We start from the raw sequence: 24513 nt of genomic DNA on the forward strand, positions 1-24513 counted from the left end.
CCAGGAGCTAAGCATGTCTTTCAATATCGGGCTCAGCGGTATCAAGGCCGCTTCCAGTGACCTCAACACCACCGGCAACAACATCGCCAACGCCAGCACCGTGGGCTTCAAGCAGTCCCGCGCGGAGTTCTCCGACGTCTATGCGGCCTCCGTGCTGGGCAGCGGCAGCAACCCGGTGGGCAGCGGCGTGCTGCTGTCCAATGTGTCGCAACTGTTCAACCAGGGCACCATCGATTCGACGCAGAACGCCCTGGACATGGCCATCAACGGCAACGGCTTCTTCGTCACCAGCAACAACGGTGCGGTGAGCTACACCCGTGCCGGCTACTTCGGTACCGACAAGAACGGCTACGTGGTCGACAACAACGGCTACCGCCTGCAGGGCTACCCGGTGAACGCCCAGGGCCAACTGCAGAGCGGCGTGGTCGGCGACCTGCGCATCGAAACCTCGAACCAGGCGCCCAAGGCGACCACCCAGGTCAGCCAGACCTTCAACCTGAACTCCACCAACACTGCGCCGACGGTCACTCCGTTCAACTCCAGCGACCCGACCACCTACAACTCCTCGACCTCGGTGAATATCTATGACAGCCAGGGCAACGCCCATGTCATGACCCAGTACTTCACCAAGACCGGGGCGAACACCTGGACCATGAGCGTGCTGGTGGATGGCCGCAACCCGGCCAGCCCGACCGACGACACCACCGCCATCACCTCGGCCACCACGGCTGCCGCGGCTACCGGTGCGACTCCGGCCAGCGTTGCTGCCGCCGTTGCCGGCTCCGGCGCATCGCAGGCCGCCATCGATGCTGCCAACGCTGCCGCCGCGGCTACCGGCGCCACTCCGGCCAGCGTACTGGCTGCGGTCAGCGGCATGGGCACCAGCCCCTACCAGGTGAACCTGACCTTCAGCCCGGCGGGCCAACTGCTGACCCAGACTCCGGTGAACAACGGCACCGGCGACGCCTTCACCATCAATCCCACCGACGGCACCCTGGTGATGGGTGACTGGGTCCCGGCGATCTCCGACGGCAAGACCCCGGCCACCTGGAGCGCCAACGGCGCCACCGCGAATGCCGGCGGCATCACCCTGGACATCCGCAAGTCGACCCAGTACGCCACTGCCTTCGCGGTCAACAGCGTCAACCAGGATGGCTACACCACCGGCCAGCTGTCGGGCCTGGAAATCGATGACGAAGGCAACATCTTCGCCCGCTACACCAACGGCCAGTCCAAGGTGCAGGGCCAGGTGGTGCTGGCGAACTTCGCCAACGTCCAGGGCCTGACCCCGATCGGCAAGACCTCCTGGGTGCAGTCCTCGGAGTCCGGCGAGCCGGTAGTCGGCACGCCGCGCTCGGGCACCCTCGGCGCCCTGCAGTCCGGCTCGCTGGAAGCGTCCAACGTCGACCTCTCCAACGAACTGGTGGACCTGATCGTCGCCCAGCGCAACTACCAGGCCAACGCCAAGACCATCCAGACCGAAGACGCCGTCACGCAGACCATCATCAACCTGCGCTGATCGCCGACGCCCTCGCGCTCCCGGCATGGGAGGAGGGCGGCGAGCACCGCGCCGGTATCACGGCGCGGGCGGCAAATCTCCCCTTGCCGGTGGCGGCAGACCGTCGCCGCCAATGGCTTCCAAGGGCCCCTCAAGGGGCCCTTTCTTTTTATAAGCCCTTATATATCAATAATTTGCCTTTATTTATCCGGCCTGGCACGGCACTTGCTCTATCGCTTTCAAGACAACCCGTACGCGGGTCTGGAGGATTCGATGGACAAGATGCTTTACGTCTCCATGAGCGGTGCCAGCCAGAACACCCTGGCCATGCGCGCCCACGCCAACAACCTGGCGAACATCTCCACCAACGGCTTTCGCCGTGACTTCGAGCAGGCGCGCTCGATGCAGGTGTTCGGCGACAGTTTTCCGTCGCGCGTCTATGCCATGAGCGAGCGTCCGGCCACCGACTTCTCCGCCGGCAGCCTGCAGGAAACCGGCCGCGACCTGGACGTGGCCGCCAAGGGCGACTCGTGGATTGCCGTGCAGGCGCCCGATGGTGGCGAAGCCTATGTGCGCACCGGCAGCCTGGAAATCGACGCGCTCGGCCAGCTCCGCACCGGCGATGGTTTGCCGGTGATCGGCAATGGCGGGCCGATTGCCGTGCCGCCGCAGGAAAAGATCGACATCGGCGAGGACGGCACCATCAGCATCCGCGGCCTGGGCGATAACCCCAGCGTGGTGGCCGAGGTGGACCGCATCAAGCTGGTCACCCCCGATCCGAAGCAACTGGAGAAGGGCGCCGACGGCCTTGTGCGCATCAAGCAGCAGCCCGGCCAGCCGGCGGTGCAGGCCGATGCCAACGCCAAGATCGAGTCGGGCTTCCTCGAGGCGAGCAACGTCAACGCGGTGGAAGAGATGACCTCGATCCTCTCGCTGTCCCGCCAGTTCGAGCTCCACGTAAAGATGATGCGCACTGCCGAGGATGATTCGGCAGCCATGGCGCGTGTTTTGCAATTCAGCTGATAAGAACCTGATTAACCGTTCGAGGCGCCACGAATCCGGCGTCCGAGGAGATCGACATGCTTCCGGCACTTTGGGTCAGCAAGACGGGTCTGTCCGCCCAGGACATGAACCTGACCACCATTTCCAACAACCTGGCCAACGTCTCGACCACCGGCTTCAAACGCGATCGCGCCGAGTTCCAGGACCTGCTGTACCAGATCAAGCGTCAGCCCGGTGCCAACTCCACCCAGGACAGCCAGCTGCCTTCGGGCCTGCAACTGGGTACCGGTGTGCGCATCGTCGGCACGCAGAAGAACTTCACCGAAGGCAGCCTGCAGACCACCGACCAGCCGCTGGACATGGCGGTCAACGGCCGCGGCTTCTTCCAGGTGCTGATGCCCGACGGCACCGTCGGCTACACCCGTGACGGCAGCTTCCACCTGAACTCCGATGGCCAGATCGTCACTGCCAACGGCTATGCGCTGGAGCCGGCCATCGTCGTGCCGAACGAGACCCAGACCTTCACCGTCGGCCAGGACGGCACCGTCTCGGTGACCACCAACGCCAACCCGCAGCCGCAGATCATCGGCAACCTGCAGACCGCCGACTTCATCAACCCGGCAGGCCTCCAGGCGATCGGCAACAACCTGTTCCTCGAGACCGGTTCCAGTGGCGCGCCACAGGTCGGTACCCCGGGCCTGAACGGCCTGGGCACGGTGCAGCAGAACACCCTGGAAAACTCCAACGTCAACGTGGTCGAGGAACTGGTGAACATGATCACCACCCAGCGCGCCTACGAGATGAACTCCAAGGTCATCTCCACAGCCGACCAGATGCTGTCGTTCGTGACCCAGAACCTGTGATGAATGACGGGGCTTCCGGGCCCCGGTGAAACCGTAGTCGCTCTCCCCGAGAGGTAGCTGTAGATGAACCGTTCCCACCTCCTTCCGCTGCTGGCCATCGCCGCGTTGGCAGGGTGCGTGAGCCCGCCGCCCAAGCCGGACGATCCCTATTACGCTCCGGTGCTGCCGCGCACCCCGATGCCGGCCGCGCAGAACAACGGTTCGATCTACCAGACGGGGTTCGACAACAACCTCTATGGCGACCGCAAGGCCTTCCGCGTGGGTGACATCATCACCATCACCCTCAACGAGAAGACCCAGGCCAGCAAGAAGGCCAGCGCCGACATCTCCAAGGACAGCAAGACCAAGATGGGCCTGACCGGCATGCTCGGCAGCAGCCTGACCACCAACAATCCCATCGGTGGCGGCGACCTCAGCCTGAGCGCCGAATACGGCGGCTCGCGCGATGCCAAGGGCGACAGCCAGGCCGGGCAGAGCAACAGCCTGACCGGTTCGATCACCGTCACCGTGGCCGACGTCATGCCCAACGGCATTCTTGCCGTGCGCGGCGAGAAGTGGATGACCCTGAACACCGGCAACGAGCTGGTGCGCATTGCCGGGATGATCCGCGCCGACGATATCGCCACCGACAACACCGTCGCCTCCAACCGGGTGGCCGATGCCCGCATCACCTACTCGGGCACCGGTGCGTTCGCCGATGCGAGCCAGCCGGGCTGGTTCGATCGCTTCTTCCTCAGCCCGCTGTTCCCGTTCTGAGGGTGATGACGATGATGGCCTCTGGAAAAACGTGGGTAGCGATCGCGGACAAAGTCCGCTCCTGCGTCATGCTGGTGTTCTGTGTATTGGTCATGGTGCCGGTGGCGCACGCCGAGCGGTTGAAAGACATCGCCACCATCCAGGGGGTGCGCAACAACCAGTTGATCGGCTACGGCCTGGTCGTCGGCCTCAACGGCACGGGCGATCAGACCACGCAGACGCCGTTCACCCTGCAGACCTTCAACAACATGCTGGCGCAGTTCGGCATCAAGGTGCCGGCCAACGTCGGCAACGTGCAGCTGAAGAACGTCGCGGCGGTGTCCATCCATGCCGACCTGCCGCCGTTCTCCAAGCCGGGCCAGGTCATCGATATCACCGTGTCGTCCATCGGCAACGCCAAGAGCCTGCGCGGCGGCAGCCTGCTGATGACCCAGCTCAAGGGCATCGACGGCCAGACCTACGCCGTGGCCCAGGGCAACCTGGTGGTCGGCGGCTTCGACGCCGAGGGCCGCGACGGCTCCAAGATCACCGTCAACGTACCGTCTGCCGGCCGCGTGCCCGGCGGCGCCACTGTCGAGCGCGCGGTGCCGAGCGGCTTCGACCAGGGCAACAGCCTGACCCTGAACCTCAACCGCCCGGACTTCACCACCGCCAAGCACATCGTCGACCGCATCAACGAGCTGCTCGGCCCGGGTGTCGCCCAGGCCGTCGACGGCGGCTCGGTGCGCGTCAGCGCGCCGCTGGATCCGAACCAGCGCGTGGACTACATGTCGGTGCTGGAAAACCTCGATGTGCAGGCCGGCGAAGCCGTGGCCAAGGTCATCATCAACTCGCGCACCGGCACCATCGTGATCGGCCAGAACGTGCGCGTGTCGCCGGCCGCCGTGACCCACGGCAGCCTGACCGTGACCATCACCGAAGACCCGATCGTCAGCCAGCCCGGCCCGTTCTCCAACGGCCAGACCGCCGTCGTTCCGCGTTCGCGGGTGAACGCCGAGCAGGAAGCCAAGCCGATGTTCAAGTTCGGCCCCGGCACCACGCTGGATGAGATCGTCCGCGCCGTTAACCAGGTGGGCGCCGCGCCCAGCGACCTGATGGCGATTCTCGAAGCCCTGAAACAGGCCGGCGCGCTGCAAGCCGACCTGATCGTGATCTGAGGACGCCGACGTGGATGCCAAACTGCTTTCCGCTGGCTCGTCCGGGACCAATTCCGGGGCCTACACCGACCTCAATCGCCTGGCGCAGCTGAAGAACGGCGCCGGTCGCGACAGCGAGGGCAACATCCGCAAGGTGGCCCAGGAATTCGAATCGCTGTTCATGAATGAAATGCTCAAGTCGATGCGCTCGGCCAACGACGTGCTCGCCGAAGGCAACTTCATGAACACCTCGACCACCAAGCAGTACCAGGAAATGTACGACCAGCAGCTGTCCGTCAGCCTGTCCACCAAGGGCCGCGGCATCGGCCTGTCGGACGTGCTCACGCGACAGCTGTCGAAGATGAACGGCGGCCGGCACACGGGCGCGGCAAACCCTTTCGCCCAGGTCGCCGGCGCTGATTCGAAGCTCAACAGCACCGCCAGCTGGCCGTCCACCACCGGAGTGAATGCCAGCGGCAAGGCCTTGCCGCAACCCGAGCAGGGCCGCGACGACTCCAGGCTGCTCAATGCCCGTCGCCTGGCACTGCCGGGCAAGCTTGCCGACCGCGTGATGGCCGGCATCGTGCCGGGCGCAGCGAAGTCGGAAGAGCAGGGCAAGCCCCTGGCCGGCAACGACTGGCAGACCTCCAGGTCCTTCGCCAGCGCCGTGCAGGAAGTGGACGCCGCGGCGGCCGCCGCCACTGCATCCGCAGCAGCCGAGGACGTCAGCGGCCGCCAGTACGCCCAGCCGCCCCTGGCCCCGGGCAAGTCGGCCTTCGCCTCGGCCGACGAGTTCGTCGCCACCATGCTGCCCATGGCCCAGAAGGCCGCCGCGCGCATCGGCGTCGACGCCCGCTACCTGGTGGCCCAGGCCGCCCTGGAAACCGGCTGGGGCAAATCGATCATTCGCGACCAGGACGGCTCCAGCAGCCACAACCTGTTCGGTATCAAGGCCGGCTCCAGCTGGGGAGGCGACTCCGCACGGGCGCTGACCAGCGAATACGAGAACGGCAAGAAAGTGAAGGAAGTCGCGGCGTTCCGCTCCTACGACTCCTTCGAGCAGAGCTTCAACGATTACGTGAGCTTCCTGCAGAACAACGACCGCTACTCGGACGCTCTGGATTCCACCCGGCGCCCCGAACAGTTCATGAAGGAACTGCAGCAGGCCGGCTATGCCACCGATCCGAACTACGCCCGCAAGGTGTCGCAGATCGCCAAGCAGATGCAGGTCTACCAGGCGGTCGCCGCGGCGGACACCCCGCCCCTGGGATAAGGACAAAGAGCGATGAGCGATCTACTTTCCATTGGCCTGTCTGGCCTGCGTTCCAGCCAGACGTCGTTGACGGTGACCGGCCACAACATCACCAACGTCAACACGCCCGGCTACTCCCGCCAGCAATCGGTGCAGCAGACCGGCATCCCGCAATACAGCGGCGCCGGCTACATCGGTTCGGGCAGCCAGGTCGTGGACGTGCGCCGGCTGGCCAGCGACTTCCTGTTCTCGCAGGTGCGCAGCGCCACCAGCCAGTCCAATGAGCTGAGCGCCTTCCAGGGCCAGATCGAACAGCTCGACTCGCTGCTCTCCGACACCACCACCGGTATCAGTCCGGCGCTGCAGAAGTTCTTCGCCGCGCTGCAGACCGCCGCTGCCAACCCCTCGGCCACCGAAGGTCGCGAGGCACTGCTGGCCGAGGCGCAGGGCGTGTCGAAGTCCTTCAACACCCTCTACGACCAGCTGGACAAACAGAACAGCCTGATCAACCAGCAGCTCGGTTCGCTGGCCAGCCAGGTCAACTCGCTGGCCTCCAGCGTTGCCAGCTACAACGACGCCATCGCCAAGGCCAAGGCGGCCGGCGGGCAACCCAACGACCTGATGGACGCCCGTGAGGAGACCATCCGCAAGCTCTCCGAGCTGATCGGTGTGCAGGCCGTGCCCCAGGACGACAGCTCGGTCAACCTGTTCATCGGCACCGGCCAGCCGCTGGTGGTGGGCACCACCACCTCGTCGCTGCAGGTTGTGCCGGGGACCAACGACCCGAACCGCTATGAAGTGCAACTGGTCAGCGGCAGCGCCACCCAGACCATCACCTCGCAGATTTCCGGTGGCCAGATGGGCGGATTGATCGCCTATCGCGACACCGCGCTGGACGCCTCGTACAACAAGCTGGGGCAGATCGCCCTGACCTTCGCCGACACCGTCAACAAACAGCTCGGCCAGGGCCTGGACCTTTCCGGCAATGCCGGCAGCAACCTGTTCGGCAACATCAACGACCCGAGCATCGCGCGCCTGCGCGTGCTGGCGCAGTCGACCAACAGCGGCACGGTGGATGCCCAGTTGCAGATCACCGACACCAGCAAGCTGGGCGCCAGCGACTACCGCCTGGAATATGACGGCAACAACTTCACGGCGCGGCGTCTCTCCGACAACGCGCAGGTCAACGTCACGGTCACCGGTACCGGCCCCTACACCCTGAGCTTCGCCGACGGCAGCGGGACCGACCAGGGCTTCAGCGTGACCATGCCGACGCTGCCGCCGGCTGGCGATGGCTTTACCCTGCAGCCGACCCGCCGTGGCGCCGCCGACATCAGCACGGTGCTGACCAAGGCCGATCAGCTGGCCTTCGCCGGTACCGCACGCAGCGAATCGACCACCAACAACCGCGGCACCGGCGCCATCGGCCAGCCCAAGCTCACCGGCGGCCCCTCGCCGATCAGCACCGGCGACCTGCAGAACCTGTTCGGCGCCAACGGCCTGAAGCTGAGCTTCGACGCGACCAGCAACAGCCTGACCGGCACCCTGCCGGCGGGAGCGACCCTGAGCTACGTGTCGCCCTCGACCACCGGCCTCACCTCCGGGCAGACCAACACCGTGCGCCTGGACTACACCGACCCGGGCACCGGCAACAGCTATAGCTACGAATTCACCCTCAGTGGCGTGCCGCAGGCTGGCGACAGCTTCACCCTGGGCATGAACACCAAGGGCATCTCCGACAACAGCAACGCCCTGGCGCTGTCCGGCCTGCAGAGCAAGGCCACCGTCGGCGGCACCGGCAGCAGCGGGGCGACCTACAACGACGCCTACGGCGGTCTGGTGGAGCGCATCGGCACCCTGACCGCACAGGTGCGCAACAACGCCGACGCCAGCGCCACCGTGCTCAAGCAGGCGCAGGACAACCGCGACTCGCTGTCGGGTGTGAACCTGGACGAAGAGGCCGCCAACCTCATCCAGTTCCAGCAGTACTACAGCGCTTCGGCCCAGGTCATCCAGGTGGCCCGTTCGTTGTTCGACACCCTGATCGGCGCGTTCCGCTGATAGCTGACGAAGGAATCGACCATGCGCATCTCCACTATCCAGGCGTACAACAACTCCGTCGGCGGGTTGCAGAAGAACTACTCCAGCGTCACCCGCACCCAGGAGCAGATCAGCACCGGCAAGCGCATCCTCACCCCGGCGGACGACCCGGTGGCCTCGGTGCGCCTGCTGCAGCTGAGCCAGGAGCAGTCGCTGAATGACCAGTACAAGAGCAACATCACCTCGGCCAAGAACAGCCTGACCTCCGAGGAGTCGATCCTCAGCTCCGTCGGCAACGTCATCCAGCGTATCCGCGAGATCGCCGTCGAGGCGGGCAGTGGCGCGCTGGACTCCACCGACAAGAACTCCCTGGCCACCGAACTCTCGCAGCGCGAAGACGAGCTGATGAACCTGCTCAACAGCAAGGACGCCAGCGGCAAGTACCTGTTCTCCGGCAGCCAGGGCGACACCCAGCCCTTCGTGCGCAACCCGGACGGCACGTACACCTACCAGGGCGACGAGAGCCAGCGTCAGTTGCAGATCGCCAGCAGCACCTTCCTGGGCATCAGCGACAGCGGCAAGCTGCTGTTCGACAGCGCCACCAACGCCAATCGCGTGACCACCGGCGCGGCCGCCACCAACACCGGCACCGGACGGGTCTCGCTGGGCCTGGTCACCGATAAGCAGGCCTACGACGGCACCTTCCCCTCGAGCACTCCGCCGGCCGCCACCGACGGCATCGGCATCCGCTTCATCGACGACAAGAATTACGAGGTCTACGACCTCAACGACCCGGCGCTGCCGGGCAGCTACACCGCGCTGAAGACCGGCGCCATCGACGACAACACCCAGACCAACGATTTCATCGAATACGGTGGGGTCAAGGTGCAGATCGACGGCAAGCCGGCGGCGGGGGATACCTTCACCATCAACCGCGACCCGTCCACCGAGAAGAAGGGCCTGCTGAATGTCGTGGCCGACCTGCGCAAGGCGCTGTCCAGCGCCACTGACGACCAGGAAGGCAACTACCGGATCCGCGACGCGACGGCCATCGCCCTTTCCAACCTCGACTCGGTGAATACCCAGGTGCTTTCGGGCCAGGGCAAGATCGGCGCGCGGCTGAATGTGATCGACTCCACCGAGACCTTCATCGATGACGTGAAACTGGTGAACACCGGCGTCATCTCCGACCTGCAGGATCTGGACTTCCCCGAGGCGCTGTCGCGCCTGTCGATGCAGTCGACCATCCTCCAGGCGGCGCAGCAGAGCTACGTGAAGATCAGCGGGCTGAGCCTGTTCAACTACCTCAACTGATCCACCGGCGGCTTGGCTTGGTTCTTGCTCCATAGCCTGGACATCGGGGCTCTCGTCAAAAAACCGGCTGGCTTCAGCCGCACGGCGACGGGCTCCAGGGTTCAGCAGCGGTCATGCCGGGCGACGCATTGCCCAGCCTGCCGCCTGGAGATCACAGCTTGCTCGTCATCGATCGGTTTCTCCCCCAGGAAGGCCTGCATCTCTTCAACCGTGCAGAGTTCTTCCGCCTGCACGCCGAAGGCGACGGCCACTACTTCCAATGGGTGGTCGACGGCCGGGCCTGCGCCACGCTGCATTTTACCCGGGTACGCGAGCAGGTCTGGCGCAGCCCTGCGCGTGGCACCTTTGGCGGCTTGAGCTGCAGCCACGGAATACGCCCGGAGGTCCTGGCCGAGTTCCTCGCAGAGGTTACCGCCTGCCTCGCCGGGCAGGGCGCGCGGACGCTCGAAGTGCTTCTGCCGCCGGCCCAGCACGCCATGGCCGATGGCGCGGTGGAGTATTTCCTGCTGCGCTCGCTGGGCTTTCGCGAGTCGCTGGTGGACCTCAATTACGGCCTGCCGGTGGACCAACGGCCGTTCCCCGAACGCCTCAATCACGCCAATCGCAAACGCCTGAACAAATGCCAGCGCGAAGGTTTCAGCGCAGCTGCGCTGCCCGCCGGGGAACTTCCGGCAGCCTATGCGGTGATTGCCGAGAACCGCGCGGCGCGTGGGTTTCCCGTCACCATGCAACTCGCGCAGCTGGAGCAGATGCAGGCGCTGTTCCCTGATGCCGTGGCGCTCTACGGCTGCCATCGGCAGCAGGAGCTGGTCGCCGCGGCGATCTGCCTGCAGCTCACGCCGCAGGTCCTCTACGTCTTCTACTGGGGCGATCGCCCCGGCTTTGCCCAGTACAGCCCGGTAGCCCTGCTGGCGCAGAGCATCTACGAGGATTGCCAGCGTCGCGGCGTTGCGCTGCTGGACGCCGGCACTTCGACGCTGGATCTGCAACTCAACCCCGGCCTCATCGCTTTCAAGCGCGGCCTGGGCTTCGAGGAGTCGCTCAAGTTCCGTCTGGAGAAAACCTTCGATGCGTGATATCGAATCCTACAGCCGTGAGTACCACGCCCTGCCGTTCGAGGCGACGCAACTGGCGTTCCGCCGCCGCCTCGTGCTGGAGCAGGTATCCCTGCAGGCACCCTCGACCCTGCTGGAAATCGGCTGCGGCCTGCGCCCGCTGTTCCAGGACCTGCCAGCCGCGCTGGAGGTGACGGTGGTCGAGCCGTCCGCCGAGTTCGCCGCGCACGCCCGTGAGCTGGCGGGCGCACGCCAGGGCGTCGAGGTCGTCCAGGGCTTTCTCGAGGAGGTGCCGGAGCCTTTGCGTGAAGGCGGCTTCGACTTCATCGTGCTCAGCAGTCTTCTGCATGAAGTGGCTGACCCGCAGGCGTTGCTGCAAGCCGTGCGCCGGCACTGCCATGCCGACACCCTGGTGCATGTCAACGTGCCCAACGCCTACTCCCTGCATCGCTTGCTGGCGGTGGAAATGGGCCTGATCGAGGACCCCTTCGAGCGCTCCGCGACCCAGCAACGGATGCAGCAGCACTCCACCTTCGACCTGGCCAGCCTGGGTGCCCTGGTGTCCAGTGCCGGGTTCGAAGTGCAGGACAGCGGCAGCTATTTCATCAAGCCCTTCACCCACGCGCAGATGCAGACCTTGTGCGACAGCGGTTTCCTCACCCCGGCGCATCTGGAAGGACTCTACGGACTGGCGCGGAGGTTGCCGGGCTGTGGTTCGGAAATCTTTGTCAATGCGAGGCTGGCCCATGTCTGAGACCCTGCTGATCGGCAATAACCTGGCGCTGCTGGTGGCGGCGCTGCAACTGGCGGAGCGCGGGCGCCCGGTGCGCCTGCTGCTGGACGGCAAGCCGGCCGGGGGGCATTTCGCCGGCATGCGCCTGGACGGGCAGGGCTTCGATATCGGCATGGTGCTGTTCGAGCACGACTCGCGCGTGCCGCAGAGCGCCGACGTGCAGGGCTACGACCCCGCGCGGCGCAACGATTGCGCGCGCTTCACGGCACTGGCCGGGGACTATCTCGAGCGCTTCGTCGCCACGCTGGACGTGCCGACGCCGCAGGTTCACAGCGGTGGCGCCCGGCATCCGGACTTCATCATGGCCAATCGGCTGGAGCGCTTCGCCGACTGGCCCGAAGCCGGCAAGGTGCTGGATGAACTCGCGCAGGTCGATAGCCACCACCCGCTGCATGCTGCCGGCAAGATCACCCATCCTGCCTACGATCGTGCCAGCTATGCCGAAGCCTCCCTGGTCAACCACGGGGCGACCCTGCACCGGCAGGTGTTCGAGCCGCTGTGCGAGAAGATCCTCGGCGTTCCCTCGGCGCAGATCCTTGCGCGCTATCACCGCCTGGGCTGGCTGCCGCTGTACTACCCGCAGACCTTGAGCAAGGCCTTTGCCGGCGAGGACCACGGGCTGCCCGAATACCGCTTCCGCGCTGCCCGCGAGGGCTACTCGGGCGCTCTGGTCGAGGGCCTGCTGGAGGCCCTGCAGGCGAGCGGGGTGAGCATCGATGCCGCGCCGCTGGAAGGCCTTGAGCGCACGCCGGAGGGCCTGGTTGCCCGGCTTGCCGGCCAGAGCATGGCCGCCGACCGCGTGGCCCTGGGCGTGGCGCCGCAACGCGCCGCCGAGCTGCTCGGGCAGCCGGCCGCCGAGCCACCGCCGGCCGCATCGGTGAGCCTGGTGCTGGGCCGGGTGGCCCGCGAGCACCTGCCGCAGAAAACCACCTGCCTGCTGGTGGCCGACGCACAGTTCGCGCTGTTCCGCGTCACCGACCACGATGCCGTCGCCGGGCTCGACCCGCAATGGCACCGAGTGAGCCTGGAGTGCAACCCCGACTACTTCAGCCGTCGCTATCCGGCGGCCGATGCGGGGCACCCGCTTCCCCAACTGCTCGGCGAACTGGCCGAGCTGGGGGTTATCCGTCATCCCGATGATTTCGTCGTGCTGCGCCACCTGCAGGCGCGCAATGCGCTGGCCTTGCCCAACGCCGCCGCGCAGGAGGTTTGCGCCAGCCTGCAGCGAGCGATTGCCGGCGATGCCCGCTTCGCGCTTACCGGCAGCCTGCTGGGCCTGGGGGTTGCCTCGCTGAACGACCAGATCATCCAGGGCCTCAAGCTTGCCGAGCAATGGAGCTAGCCATGCCGAGCCAGAATTCCGCCACTGTCACCCCTGAAGAGCTCGAGCGCATCGCCAGGGATTACCACCTCAACGACGCGGTGCCTGACAAGTTCATCGAGAGCGCCTGCCAGGAATACTGCTGCGACTGGCTGGCAAGCCTGCTGAGCGACGACGACCGCGTGCTCGAACTGGGCTACGGCGACGGCATCACCCTGTCGCGATTGAGTGGCCAGGCCGCTCACTACGCCGTGCTCGAGGGCGCGGCCAGCCTGGTGCAGCGAGTGCGTGCGGACTACCCCGGTGTCGAGGCGATCCACAGCCTGTTCGAGCACTACGAAGCGCCACAGCCCTACCAGAAGGTGCTGGCGCTGCATGTGCTGGAGCATGTCGACGACCCGGTGGCGCTGCTCGAACACATGCGCGGCTGGCTGGGTGCGGACGGCGAGCTGATCGTCGTCGTACCCAACCGCGAGTCGCTGCACCGTCGCCTCGCGGTCCTCATGGGGCTGCAGCCACAGCTCGATTCGCTGAGCCCGCGCGACCATCTCGTCGGCCACCAGCGGGTCTACGACCTGCCGACGCTGCGTGAACATCTGCAGCGAGCGGGTTTCGAAGTGCTCGAAGAGAAGGGCTTCTTCCTCAAGACCCTGCCCAACTCGATGATGCTCGACTACAGCCCGCAACTCATCGATGGCCTGAACCGACTGAGCGAGCAGCTGCCCGCCGCCCTGATGGCCAACCTGGGCGTGCGTGCCCGAATGATCGATCGCCGCTGAGCGACGGAGAGCCCCTATGTCCCTGGAAAAATGCCAGCTGCAGGACTTGCCCATCGTTCACGACATCCGTGGCAATCTCAGCTTCATCGAGGGTGGCAAGCACACGCCGTTCGACATCCAGCGCGTCTACTACCTCTACGACGTGCCAGGTGGCGCCAGCCGGGGTGGCCATGCGCATTTCGAGCTGGAGCAGATGATCATCGCGATGTCCGGCAGCTTCGACATCACCCTCGATGACGGCTACAACCGCCGCAAGGTCCACATGAACCGCTCGTACTACGGGCTCTACCTGCCGAAGATGATCTGGCGCGAGATCGACAACTTCTCCTCCGGCTCGGTGTGCATGGTGCTGGCCTCGGCGCACTACAGCCCGAAGGACTACATCTATGACTACCAGGAGTTCATCGACACTGTCCGGGGTGGCGCCAAGTGAGCGACAAGGTTCCCTTCCTCGATCTGGTGGCCGTGCATGAGCCGCTGGCCGCTGAGATGCAGGCGGCATTCGCCAGCTTCCTGGCCTCCGGTCAGTACATGTTGGGGCCGCAGGTCGAGGCTTTCGAACGCGGCTTCGCCGACTATTGCGGCGCACGCCATTGCATTGGCGTGAGCAATGGCCTGGATGCCCTGCAGCTGATTCTCCAGGCCTTCGGCATCGGCCCGGGGGACGAGGTGCTGGTGCCGGCCAACACCTTCATCGCCACCTGGCTGGCGGTGTCGCATTGCGGCGCGACGCCGGTGCCGGTGGAACCTGATCCGGCCACCTGCAACATCGATCCTGCCCGCGTCGAACAGGCGATTACGCCGCGCACCCGGGCCATCATCGCCGTGCACCTCTACGGGCAGACCGCCGACATGCCGGCGCTGTCGGCGATTGCCCGGCGGCATGGCCTGAAACTGATCGAGGATGCCGCCCAGGCCCATGGCGCGCGTCATGCCGGGCGGCGTGCCGGCACGCTGGGCGATGCGGCGGCCTTCAGCTTCTACCCGGGCAAGAATCTCGGCGCGCTGGGCGATGCGGGAGCGGTGGTCACCGATGACAGCGCGCTGGACGAGGCGATCCGCCTGCTGCGCAACTACGGCTCGCCGCGGCGCTACGTGCATCAGCGCATCGGCTTCAACCACCGCCTGGACGAGATGCAGGCGGCATTGCTCAACATCAAGCTGCCGCACCTGGATGGCTGGAACCAGCAGCGCCGTGCCCAGGCCGCGCGCTATCGCGAGCTGCTCGCCGGTGTGGCGGGCGTACGGCTGCCGGAAGTACTGCCCGAGTGTGAGCCGGTCTGGCATCTGTTCGTGATCCGCCATGGCCGCCGCGACGCCTTGCTGCAGTGGCTGGCTGACGGCGGAATTGGCGCGCTGATCCACTACCCGATCGCACCCCATCGGCAGCAGGCGTATGCCGAGCGGCAACTGAGCCTGCCGATCAGCGAACAGATGCACAGCGAGGTGCTGAGCCTGCCCATCGGGCCGCACCTGACGCTGGACGATATCGACCGTGTCGGCCTGCAGATCCGTCGCTTCGAGTCGGCCTGAACGGCACGTTACCTTCGCCCTGGCAGTGGCCGGGCGTGAGTCATTCTGGTCCCGCCGCATCGATGCGGCGGGCGTGAGAGGAAGTCAATGAACCCACAGTCGGTCCCCGATATCACCGTTGCCGTGATGTCCTACAACAACGCGGCTTACCTGCGGCAGACGCTCGACTCGATCTTTGCCCAGCGTGGCGTGAGCTTCGAGGTACTGGTCTTCGACGACTGCTCGAAAGATGACAGCCTGGACATCCTGCGCAGCTACGAAGGGCGCGAGCATTATCACTTCGAGGTCAACCCGCAGAACCTCGGCGTGGTCGGCAACGCGACCCGCTGTTTCGAGTCGGGCCGCGGCCGTTACGTCGTGGTGCTGGGCTCCGACGATTTCCTCTATCCGGGTCACCTGCAGTCGCTGTTCCAGGCGCTGGAAGACCATCCACAAGCCGCGCTTGCCTACAGCCAGTGCAACTGGATCGACGAGCACGGCAACCTGGTGCGCTATGCCGAGCACCCCGCGCATGCCACGCGGTCCTATGTGGGCGGCCGCGACGAGGTGGTCGACCTGCTTCGCCACGACAACTACATCACCCCCTCCGCGGTCATGCTGCGCCGTTCGGTGTACGAGCGGATTCGCCTGGAGAACGGTCGCCTGCTGCACGAGGGCATGATCGCCGGCGACTGGGAGTTCTGGATTCGCATTGCCCGGGTGGCGCCGGATTTCGTCTTCGTGCGGCGCCCGACCGTGGGCTACCGGGTGCACTCCGGGCAGATTTCCCAGACGTTCTACAGCGGTGATGGGCCGACGCTCGAGCATGCCTTCCTGCTGGAATACTGCCTCGCGCAGCCGGACCTGCTGCCGCGCCTGCGGGCGGCTGCCGAGCCCATCTGGAATCTCTTCCAGCAGCGCCTGAACGGTGCCTCGAGCGAGGTTCGCGAACAGGTGCGCGAGCGCAGCGCGGCAATTCGGCGCCAGCTCTTCGACACGCCGGCCGCCGCTGCCAGGGCGGAGCCGTTGTTCTCGGTGATCCTGACCACTTTCAACCGTCCCGAGCTCCTTCGCGATGCCCTGGCAAGCCTGGCAGCACAGACCTTCCAGGACTTCGAGGTGGTACTGGTCAATGATTGCGGCGAGCCGGTGGAGCAGTTGCTGCAGGGCTACGAATTTCCCATCAGCTACCTGCGGCTGGGGCGCAACAGTGGCCTTTCCGCCGCCCGCAATGCCGCGATCCGCCAGGCCCGCGGGCGTTACCTGGCCTACCTGGACGACGATGACACGCTGCTGCCGCAGCACTTCCAGCGGCACGCCGCGGCCCATGCCGATGCCGAGTGCCTGGTCTATACCGACACCCGCTACGTGCTCGAAAGCCTGGAGGGCGGACGCCGCCAGGAGCTGTCCCGGCAGTCTTCGCCGGTCCATGGCGAGTTCGACCTGGCCCGTCTGCAGGTGCAGAACTTCATCCCGGTGAATGCCTGGACCCACCCGCGCAGCTGGATCGACGAGGTCGGTGGTTTCGATGAAGGGCTCAGCGCGCTGGAGGATTGGGACATGCTCCTGCGCCTGTCCGTCGGCCGCCGCTTCAGCCATGTCGCCGAAGAAACCGTGCAGGTTCATGTTCGTCAGGAAAACCCCGAGCAGCGCATGAGCGCGCGCGAGCGCAAGAACTTCCCCGCCTTGTTCCGTCGCCTCTATGAACGGCATGCCATCGAGACCGATGGCAGCGTGCAGCAGGCGCGTGCGGAATTTCTCGCCGAGCTGGATCGCGAGCGCGCCGGTGCTGGCGCCGGCCCCGTCACGCCGGTGGAGTTCCGCTATTGCCACCGCCTGAGCGCGCAGCAGTTGAGCGCTTTCCAGCGGCGCCTGGGCGATCACCCCGGCCCGCGCTTCGAAGTCGTGGTGCTGGGAGGGGCAGAGGCTGCCGCGCAGAGCAGCCTTGCCAGTGTCGCCGCACAGCAGTTGGCGGTGCCCTCCACCTGGCTGCCTGGTGAGGCGGGGGAAACCCCCCAGCAGTTCTGGGAACGTGTCGCCCGGCACCTGGCCGGCAGTGACGCAGAGTGGTTCTACCTGCTGCCGGCGGGTGACCGCCTGGCCGAGCACGCGTTGCTGTTGCTGGCCGATCGCATCCTCTCGGGCCTGCCGGCGCGCTGCTACTACGTCGACGAGGACCGGCTGGAGGGTGACCAGAGCCATACGCCGATCTTCAAGCCGGACTTCAACCTCGACCTGCTGCGCAGCTACCCCTACACCGGGCGCAATCTCTGCGTAGCGCGCGAATGCCTGGACGAGCTGGGCGGCCTGCGCGCCGAGTTCGCCGGGCTCTGTGTACAGGACCTGCAACTGCGCGCCGCGGAAACCTTCGGCCTGGACAGCGTTGGCCACGTCGCCGAAGTGCTCTGCCACGCCGCCGTGCCGTTCGCCGAGTGGCTGGTCAGCGACGAGGTTCGCCAGCATGGCGCGGCGCTGATCGCCGCCCACCTGGCACGGCTGGGCGTACCGCACACACTGCAGGCCGGCGTGACGCCGGGGGTCAACCGGATTCGCTACGACTATCCGCAGCAACCGCTGGTCTCGATCCTGATCCCGACCAAGGACCAGCTGGCCATCCTGCGCCGCTGCGTCGAGAGCATCCTCGAGAAGACCCGCTACGAGCACTTCGAGATCCTCATCATCGACAACGACAGCCAGACCGAAGAAGCCCGCCAGTGGCTCGCCGGCATCGAGTCGATGGGCAGCGCCCAGGTGCGTGTGCTGCGCTATCCGGGACCGTTCAACTTCTCGGCGATCAACAATGCCGCGGCACGCGAAGCCAAGGGCGAGTACCTGGTGCTGCTGAACAACGATACGGCAGTGGTCGACGCCGACTGGCTCGACGAGTTGCTCAACCACGGTCGTCGCCCCGAGGTCGGGATTGTCGGCGCCAAGCTGCATTACCCGGACGGGCGCATCCAGCATGGCGGGGTGATCCTCGGCCTGAACGGCCCGGCCGACCATCCGTTCATTGGCGATCCGCAACACGCTGCCGGCTATATGCAGCGGCTGCTGGTGGACCAGGACTACAGCGCGGTCACCGCGGCCTGCCTGCTGATCCGTCGCGAGGTCTACGAGGCTGTCGGGGGCATGGACGAGGTGGACTTCAAGGTCTCCTACAACGACGTCGACCTTTGCCTGAAGGTGCGCGAGGCGGGCTACCTGACCCTGTGGACGCCCTACGCCGCGTTGCTGCACGAGGGCAGCGTGAGCCAGCGCGAACTGGCCGCGGATCAGCGCGAAGCCAAGCTGCGTCGCTTCCGCGGCGAGCAGCAGGCCATGTACCGCAAGTGGCTGCCCCTGCTGGCGCAGGACCCGGCCTACAACCCGAACCTGAGCCTGCAGCGTGCCGGCTTCGAACTGGACGTCGCTCGAGGCGTCGCCTGGCAGCCCTTCGTGCAGCCGCTGATGCCGCGCGTGGTGGCCTATCCGGCCGACGCCACTGGCTGCGGTCACTACCGCGTGCGGCAACCGTTCCTGGCGATGCAGCGGCAAGGTCTGCTGGAAGGTGCGCTGAGCAGCAACCTGCTGGACCCGGTGGAACTGCAGCGTTTCGACGCCGACAGCGTGGTACTGCAGCGCCAGGTGACTGACGCGCAGCTCGATGCCATCGAGCAGATGAAGGCGTTCAACCGCAGCTTCCGCGTCTATGAACTCGATGACTACCTGCCCAACCTGCCGCTCAAGAGCCTGCACCGCGACGAGATGCCCAGGGACATCCTGCGCTCGCTGCGGCGCGCGGTATCGATGTGCGACCGCTTCGTGGTCTCCACCGACGCGCTGGCCGAATCCCTGGCCGATCTGCACAGCGACATCCGCGTGCTGCCCAACCGCTTGCCGGTCGACTGGTGGGAAGGCCGCACCAGCCGCCGCCGCATTGGCCGCAAGCCGCGTGTCGGCTGGGCCGGCGGGGTAGGGCATACCGGTGATCTGGAGCTCATCGCCGATGTGGTCCGCGACCTGGCCGACGAGGTCGACTGGGTGTTCTTCGGCCTCTGTCCGGACAAGCTGCGGCCCTATGTCAGCGAGTACTACCCGGGCGTCGCCATTGCGGACTACCCCGAGCGCCTGGCCTCGCTGGACCTGGACCTGGCGCTGGCGCCGCTGGAGCAGAACCGCTTCAACGATTGCAAGAGCAACCTGCGCCTGCTCGAGTACGGCGTGCTCGGGTTCCCGGTGGTGTGCAGCGATGTGCTCTGCTATCGCGGCGATCTGCCGGTGACGCGGGTGAAGAACCGCTACCGCGACTGGGTCGACGCGATCCGCATGCACCTGTCCGACCTCGACGCCACGGCGCGGATCGGCGACGAGCTGCAAGCCAGGGTGCGCCGCGACTGGATGCTGGAAGGCGAAAACCTGCTGAACTGGGGGCGCGCCTGGCTGCCGGACTGATCCGGCCACGCGCCTGACCAGAAGGGCCGCCGGGAGACCGGGGGCCCTTTCTTTTTGCCTGGCCGGCACGCCGGGCCACTGGCGACGTGTCGCGAAGTTCTCCTAAAGGAATGGCCGCGCCCGCCGATTTGCTGGGAGTCCGTGCTGGCACTGCCCGCCGCGGACCCGCGAAATGCTGGCGCAAGCGGCAGGAAAATCTTCCTCGAAGGCGCCTGGAACTCTCTGCGAAGGTCAGCTAACAAGCTGAAAACCAACAGGAAAAAAAACTTCCTGTTTTTTTCTAAAGCTCTTCGCAGGGGCGCCGATAAGTAGGACGTATGCGAATTCTTGGGGTACCTGAGCAAGCAGGCCGAGATATCGCAAGCTCAGGAACTAACAGGACCACTGAAGGAGACCATCATGGCCCTTACCGTCAATACCAACATTGCCTCTCTGAACACCCAGCGCAACCTGAACGGTTCGTCCAACGCGCTGAACACCTCGCTGCAGCGTCTGTCCACCGGCTACCGCATCAACAGCGCCAAAGACGACGCCGCCGGCCTGCAGATCTCCAACCGTCTGACCAGCCAGATCAGTGGCCTGAACCAGGCTACCCGCAACGCCAACGACGGTATCTCCCTGGCGCAGACCGCTGAAGGTGCCCTGCAGCAGTCCACCAACATCCTGCAGCGTATCCGCGACCTGTCCATCCAGTCCGCCACCGGCTCCAACAGCGACGCCGACCGTGCCGCCCTGCAGAAAGAAGTGGCTGCCCAGCAGGCTGAACTGAGCCGTATCGCCGACACCACCACCTTCGGTGGTCGCAAGCTGCTCGACGGTTCCTTTGGCACCACCAGCTTCCAGGTCGGTTCCAACGCCTACGAAACCATCGACGTGACCCTGAAGAACGCCTCTTCCACTTCCCTGGGTTCGTACCAGGTCGGTGGCGGCGCTTCGACCAACAGCACCGGTGCTTCGGCTGCTGGTACCACCACCACTTCCAGCGTCGTCGGTAGCGGTGCAGGCTTCACTGCCACCAACATCACCGTGGTCGGCAACGGCGAAACCAAGACCGTTGCGGTCGCCTCGGGCGACAGCGCCAAGGACATCGCCAGCAACTTCGACGGCGCCATCTCCGGTCTGTCCGCCACTGCCCGTAACGTGGTTCAGGCTGACGTGAACATCACCTCCGGCGCCGCCAGCTTCAGCCTGTCGGTTGGTAGCCAGCAGGTTTCCATCGTCGGTGTCACCAGCACCAAGGACCTGGCCGACCAGATCAACTCCAACGCCGGCAAACTGAACGTCAGCGCCAACTACGACGCCAAGACCGACAAGGTGACCATCACTTCGGCTACCGGCGAGAACATCGTCTTCGGTGCTGACTCCGCTGGCGCCACCGGTACCATCGACGTGGCTTCCCAGGGCTCCGACGGCACCTTCGGCACCTCCACCAACGTGGCAGCGGCAGGCGGCAAGGCGATCGGCTACGTACAGCTGAACTCCTCCACCTCCTACGCCCTGACCGGCACCTCCAGCGGTGTGTTCGGCGCCAGCAAGGCCACCCTGTCCACCGTCGCCGATGTGGATATCTCCACCGCCGATGGCGCCCAGCGTGCCGTCTCGGTGATCGACAACGCCCTGGCCGCGATCGACTCCCAGCGTGCCGACCTCGGTGCCGTGCAGAACCGCTTCACCAACACCATCGACAACCTGACCAACATCGCGGAAAACGCCACCTCCGCCCGTAGCCGCATCAAGGACACCGACTTCGCCGCCGAAACCGCGTCGCTGTCGAAGAACCAGGTGCTGCAACAGGCTGGTACCGCGATCCTGGCCCAGGCCAACCAGCTGCCGCAGTCGGTACTCAGCCTGCTCCGTTAATACCGGAGCGAGTTCTGAGGCAGCCACAGGAGGAGGGGGAAACCCTTCCTCCTTTTTGCCTTTTCCGAGGGGATGAAGATGGATATCGTGAACATCGCTTCGACCAGCCTGCTGGGTAGCGCGCGCGGCACCGCCACGCCGAACCCGACGGCAACCCCCCGCGCCGCCGGCGAAGTGCAGCCTGCGGATGCGGTCAGCGCTGCCGACAAGCGTGGCCAGATCGATTCGGCCGTGAAGAGCATGCAGTCCTATGCTCAGTCGGTGACGCGCAACCTGAATTTCAGCATCGACGACTCCACCGGCGAAGTGGTGGTGAAGGTCATCGACGGCGAATCCGGCAAGGTGGTGCGGCAAATTCCTTCCGAGGAAGTGCTGAAGCTTGCCGCCCAGCTCGACGATATGCGCAGCCTGATGTTCGAAGCGCAGGCCTGACTGGGCCAAGGACTCTTGGCATGGTGCTTGCTCTGGTTATCCGGCAAGGATCATTGCACGCAGAATTTTGACGGAGGTGGAACATGGCAGGTGTAACCGGAATCGCGACGGGCAACGATTATTCGAGCCTGATCTCGTCGATCGTCGCACTGGAAAAGGCGCCCAAGCAGACCCAGCTGGACACGCTGGAGAAAAACGCCACCACCAAGCTCACCTCCCTCGGTTCGCTCAAGAGTGCCATCAGCGCCTTCCAGACCGCGCTGAGCACCCTCAACAGCCCTTCGTCGTTCCTCGCGCGTACCGCCAAGTCCTCCGATGACAGCGTGTTCAAGGCCACCGCGAGCCAGAGTGCCGCCGCCGGCAGTTATCAGATCCAGGTCTCGCAGCTGGCCGCCAGCAGCAAGGTGGCCCTGCAGTCGATCGCCAACAGCGCCGACGCCAAGTTCAACAGCGGCAGGATGAGCATCTCGCTGGGTGATACCGAAGTCCTCGACCTGCAGATCGACAGCAGCAACAACACCCTGGGCGGGGTGCGCGACGCGATCAACAAGCAATCCTCCACCTCCGGCGTGACGGCCACCATCGTCACCGACTCCTCCGGTTCGCGCCTGGTGCTCAACAGCACCAAGTCCGGTGACGGCAAGGACATCAAGGTGGCGATTTCCGGCGAAGGCAGCGACGGCGACACCAGCCTGAGCAAGCTGGCCTTCGACCCGAGCACCGCCAAGAGCCTGGCCTCGCTGACTGACGCCGAGAAGGCGGCCGGGCTGGGCGGCTATGTGACCAAGGCGCAAAGCGCCAAGCTGACCGTCGACGGCCTGTCGGTGGTGAGCGACACCAACACCGTCACCTCGGCCATCGAGGGCGTGAGCATCAACCTCACCAAGGTGACCGCCGCGGATACGCCCGTGACCCTGACCGTCGCCCGCGACGAGGCCGGGGTGAAGGCGAACGTGCAGAAGTTCGTCGACGCCTACAACACCCTGATCTCCTTCACCAACACGCAGACCAAGGTGACTTCGGTCGGTGACGATAAAACACCGGTCACCGGCGCGCTGGTGGGTGACTCGTCCGTGCGTTCGCTGCTCAGTGCCGTGCGCAGCGAGATCACCACTCCGGGCGAAGGCGGCGGCACCTACAACACGCTGGCCAGCCTGGGGATCACCACCGATCCCAAGGACGGCACCCTGAAGATCAACGACGACAAACTGACCAAGGCCGTCAGCACCGACTTCGAAGGCGTGGCCGCCTACTTCACCGGCGACAATGGCCTGGCCTCGCGCCTGACCACCCGCCTGAAGCCCTACACCGATTCGGCCGGTATCCTCGACCAGCGGACCGACATGCTGCAGAAGACCATCAGCAGCGTCGACAAGCAGCAGAAGGACCTGGACACCCGCATCGCCGCGCTGCAGGACCGCCTGAACAAGCAGTTCTCCGCCATGGACAACCTGGTGGCGCAACTGAGCAAGACCGGCGACCAACTGCTTTCCCAGCTCAACAGCATGCCCTTCGCCAACAAGAGCTGATTCCCCTGAGCGGGCGCGGCAACAGCAGCGCCGCGCCCGCCTCGAAAAAAAATTGCCTCCGACGATAAAGCTCCTGCAATACCGGCCGATACCTTGGTCAGTAAGAGAATTTGCAGCAGGAGCCTGCCATGTACGCCATGAAAGCCATGAAGCAATACCAGCAAGTCAGCCTGGAAGCGCGCGTCGCCGAAGCCTCGCCGCACGGCCTGATCCAGTTGCTCATGCAGGGCGGACTGGAGCGTCTGGCCCAGGCCCGTGGCGCCATCGAGCGCGGCCAGATGGCCGAACGCGGCGAGCTGATCAGCAAGGCCATCGGCATCGTCGGCGGCCTGCGCGAAGCACTGAACGCGGAAGCGGGTGGCGAACTGGCGCTGAATCTGGACCGCCTCTACGGTTACATGACCGAGCGTCTGCTGGAGGCCAACCGCAACGGCGACGCGGCGATCCTCGACGAAGTCTCGGGTCTGCTGCGTGAGGTAAAATCGGGCTGGGACGCTATCGCCGCCTGAAGGAAGGATTAGTCATGAGCCAGGCCATGCTTCAACTCAACGAGACTCGCGCCGCCCTGAGCGCCGCCATGCACAACAAGGACTGGGAAGCCATTGGCGACCTCGACCGGCAGTGCCGCGAGCAGGTCGACGTGGCCATGCAGGACGCCGAGCGCGACGAGCAGGCCCTGCGCGAAACCATGGAACAGTTGCTGGCGCTGTATGCCGAACTGGTCCAGGTGTGCACCGCCCAGCGCACCGCCATCGGCGCGGAGCTGACCGCCGTGCATCGCTCCAGCAAGGGTGCCAAGGTTTATCAGATGTTTGGCTGATCCTTCCGGATCGGCTCTCTTTCGGCGGTGATCGGCCAGGTGCCGGTGGCCGCCGCCTCCGCTTCGAACTACGCTGCACTTCAATTGCCATGACAGGGATCAACACCCTTCGTCGGGCTG

General features: G+C 65.6%; 20 protein-coding genes. All 20 read left to right on the forward strand.

The window, feature by feature from the left end; genetic code table 11:
- Positions 1-13 precede the first annotated feature (13 nt).
- Positions 14-1519, forward strand: coding sequence for a flagellar hook protein FlgE (locus tag L6D89_RS21535; RefSeq protein WP_236201127.1), 1506 nt, complete (start codon positions 14-16; stop codon positions 1517-1519).
- A 252-nt stretch (positions 1520-1771) separates the two neighbouring features.
- On the forward strand, positions 1772-2521 hold the full coding sequence (gene flgF, locus L6D89_RS21540) for a flagellar basal-body rod protein FlgF (RefSeq protein ID WP_017520255.1): 750 nt from the start codon (positions 1772-1774) through the stop codon (positions 2519-2521).
- Positions 2522-2577: 56 nt separating this feature from the next.
- Positions 2578-3363 carry a flagellar basal-body rod protein FlgG gene (gene flgG / locus L6D89_RS21545; RefSeq protein ID WP_236173867.1) on the forward strand — a complete coding sequence of 262 codons (786 nt, stop codon included), beginning with the start codon at positions 2578-2580 and terminating at the stop codon, positions 3361-3363.
- A 63-nt stretch (positions 3364-3426) separates the two neighbouring features.
- Complete coding sequence (gene flgH, locus L6D89_RS21550; RefSeq protein WP_236173869.1) at positions 3427-4119, forward strand: flagellar basal body L-ring protein FlgH; 693 nt, start codon at positions 3427-3429, stop codon at positions 4117-4119.
- 68 nt (positions 4120-4187) lie between these two features.
- On the forward strand, positions 4188-5276 hold the full coding sequence (locus tag L6D89_RS21555) for a flagellar basal body P-ring protein FlgI (protein WP_236173871.1): 1089 nt from the start codon (positions 4188-4190) through the stop codon (positions 5274-5276).
- Between the two features lie 10 nt (positions 5277-5286).
- The gene (gene flgJ / locus L6D89_RS21560; RefSeq protein WP_236201128.1) at positions 5287-6528 is read left to right on the forward strand and encodes a flagellar assembly peptidoglycan hydrolase FlgJ; all 1242 of its coding nucleotides are present in this window, start codon (positions 5287-5289) and stop codon (positions 6526-6528) included.
- 12 nt (positions 6529-6540) lie between these two features.
- Positions 6541-8568: a flagellar hook-associated protein FlgK gene (flgK, locus tag L6D89_RS21565; RefSeq protein WP_236201129.1), complete on the forward strand. Its 2028-nt coding sequence runs from the start codon at positions 6541-6543 to the stop codon at positions 8566-8568.
- A gap of 21 nt (positions 8569-8589) precedes the next feature.
- The gene (gene flgL, locus L6D89_RS21570) at positions 8590-9861 is read left to right on the forward strand and encodes a flagellar hook-associated protein FlgL (RefSeq protein ID WP_236201130.1); all 1272 of its coding nucleotides are present in this window, start codon (positions 8590-8592) and stop codon (positions 9859-9861) included.
- Between the two features lie 158 nt (positions 9862-10019).
- Positions 10020-10937 (forward strand): GNAT family N-acetyltransferase, encoded by a 918-nt coding sequence (locus tag L6D89_RS21575; RefSeq protein WP_236201131.1) that lies wholly within the window; start codon positions 10020-10022, stop codon positions 10935-10937.
- On the forward strand, positions 10930-11670 hold the full coding sequence (locus L6D89_RS21580) for a class I SAM-dependent methyltransferase (RefSeq protein ID WP_236201132.1): 741 nt from the start codon (positions 10930-10932) through the stop codon (positions 11668-11670). Before L6D89_RS21575 ends, L6D89_RS21580 begins: the two co-directional genes overlap by 8 nt.
- Positions 11663-13051, forward strand: a complete 1389-nt coding sequence (locus tag L6D89_RS21585; RefSeq protein ID WP_236201133.1) for a hypothetical protein — start codon at positions 11663-11665, stop codon at positions 13049-13051. The genes L6D89_RS21580 and L6D89_RS21585 overlap by 8 nt, the downstream gene beginning before the upstream one ends.
- A gap of 2 nt (positions 13052-13053) precedes the next feature.
- Positions 13054-13809 (forward strand): class I SAM-dependent methyltransferase, encoded by a 756-nt coding sequence (locus L6D89_RS21590; protein ID WP_236173884.1) that lies wholly within the window; start codon positions 13054-13056, stop codon positions 13807-13809.
- A 16-nt stretch (positions 13810-13825) separates the two neighbouring features.
- The gene (locus L6D89_RS21595; RefSeq protein ID WP_236173886.1) at positions 13826-14242 is read left to right on the forward strand and encodes a sugar 3,4-ketoisomerase; all 417 of its coding nucleotides are present in this window, start codon (positions 13826-13828) and stop codon (positions 14240-14242) included.
- On the forward strand, positions 14239-15342 hold the full coding sequence (locus L6D89_RS21600) for a DegT/DnrJ/EryC1/StrS family aminotransferase (protein WP_236201134.1): 1104 nt from the start codon (positions 14239-14241) through the stop codon (positions 15340-15342). The genes L6D89_RS21595 and L6D89_RS21600 overlap by 4 nt, the downstream gene beginning before the upstream one ends.
- An 87-nt stretch (positions 15343-15429) precedes the next feature.
- Positions 15430-19752 carry a glycosyltransferase gene (locus L6D89_RS21605; RefSeq protein WP_236201135.1) on the forward strand — a complete coding sequence of 1441 codons (4323 nt, stop codon included), beginning with the start codon at positions 15430-15432 and terminating at the stop codon, positions 19750-19752.
- Between the two features lie 399 nt (positions 19753-20151).
- Positions 20152-21612 (forward strand): flagellin, encoded by a 1461-nt coding sequence (locus L6D89_RS21610; RefSeq protein WP_236173891.1) that lies wholly within the window; start codon positions 20152-20154, stop codon positions 21610-21612.
- Between the two features lie 78 nt (positions 21613-21690).
- Positions 21691-22044 (forward strand): flagellar protein FlaG, encoded by a 354-nt coding sequence (locus L6D89_RS32695; RefSeq protein ID WP_309295844.1) that lies wholly within the window; start codon positions 21691-21693, stop codon positions 22042-22044.
- A gap of 83 nt (positions 22045-22127) precedes the next feature.
- Complete coding sequence (fliD, locus tag L6D89_RS21620) at positions 22128-23573, forward strand: flagellar filament capping protein FliD (RefSeq protein ID WP_236173895.1); 1446 nt, start codon at positions 22128-22130, stop codon at positions 23571-23573.
- Positions 23574-23701: 128 nt separating this feature from the next.
- Positions 23702-24082 (forward strand): flagellar export chaperone FliS, encoded by a 381-nt coding sequence (gene fliS, locus L6D89_RS21625; protein WP_236173897.1) that lies wholly within the window; start codon positions 23702-23704, stop codon positions 24080-24082.
- 14 nt (positions 24083-24096) lie between these two features.
- The gene (locus tag L6D89_RS21630; RefSeq protein WP_236173899.1) at positions 24097-24393 is read left to right on the forward strand and encodes a flagellar protein FliT; all 297 of its coding nucleotides are present in this window, start codon (positions 24097-24099) and stop codon (positions 24391-24393) included.
- Positions 24394-24513: the final 120 nt, after the last annotated feature.

This window comes from Pseudomonas pseudonitroreducens (assembly GCF_021603645.1).
GTDB classification, from domain to species: Bacteria; Pseudomonadota; Gammaproteobacteria; order Pseudomonadales; family Pseudomonadaceae; genus Pseudomonas; species Pseudomonas pseudonitroreducens.

Coding starts and splice junctions, on each gene's coding strand:
- L6D89_RS21610 (WP_236173891.1), top strand. CDS start 20,152: ATGGCCCTTACCGTCAATACCAACATTGCCTCTCTGAACACCCAGCGC.
- L6D89_RS21555 (WP_236173871.1), top strand. CDS start 4,188: ATGCTGGTGTTCTGTGTATTGGTCATGGTGCCGGTGGCGCACGCCGAG.
- flgK (WP_236201129.1), top strand. CDS start 6,541: ATGAGCGATCTACTTTCCATTGGCCTGTCTGGCCTGCGTTCCAGCCAG.
- flgF (WP_017520255.1), top strand. CDS start 1,772: ATGGACAAGATGCTTTACGTCTCCATGAGCGGTGCCAGCCAGAACACC.
- L6D89_RS21630 (WP_236173899.1), top strand. CDS start 24,097: ATGAGCCAGGCCATGCTTCAACTCAACGAGACTCGCGCCGCCCTGAGC.
- flgH (WP_236173869.1), top strand. CDS start 3,427: ATGAACCGTTCCCACCTCCTTCCGCTGCTGGCCATCGCCGCGTTGGCA.
- L6D89_RS21595 (WP_236173886.1), top strand. CDS start 13,826: ATGTCCCTGGAAAAATGCCAGCTGCAGGACTTGCCCATCGTTCACGAC.
- fliS (WP_236173897.1), top strand. CDS start 23,702: ATGTACGCCATGAAAGCCATGAAGCAATACCAGCAAGTCAGCCTGGAA.
- fliD (WP_236173895.1), top strand. CDS start 22,128: ATGGCAGGTGTAACCGGAATCGCGACGGGCAACGATTATTCGAGCCTG.
- L6D89_RS21535 (WP_236201127.1), top strand. CDS start 14: ATGTCTTTCAATATCGGGCTCAGCGGTATCAAGGCCGCTTCCAGTGAC.
- L6D89_RS21590 (WP_236173884.1), top strand. CDS start 13,054: ATGCCGAGCCAGAATTCCGCCACTGTCACCCCTGAAGAGCTCGAGCGC.
- flgL (WP_236201130.1), top strand. CDS start 8,590: ATGCGCATCTCCACTATCCAGGCGTACAACAACTCCGTCGGCGGGTTG.
- L6D89_RS21580 (WP_236201132.1), top strand. CDS start 10,930: ATGCGTGATATCGAATCCTACAGCCGTGAGTACCACGCCCTGCCGTTC.
- L6D89_RS32695 (WP_309295844.1), top strand. CDS start 21,691: ATGGATATCGTGAACATCGCTTCGACCAGCCTGCTGGGTAGCGCGCGC.
- L6D89_RS21605 (WP_236201135.1), top strand. CDS start 15,430: ATGAACCCACAGTCGGTCCCCGATATCACCGTTGCCGTGATGTCCTAC.
- flgG (WP_236173867.1), top strand. CDS start 2,578: ATGCTTCCGGCACTTTGGGTCAGCAAGACGGGTCTGTCCGCCCAGGAC.
- L6D89_RS21585 (WP_236201133.1), top strand. CDS start 11,663: ATGTCTGAGACCCTGCTGATCGGCAATAACCTGGCGCTGCTGGTGGCG.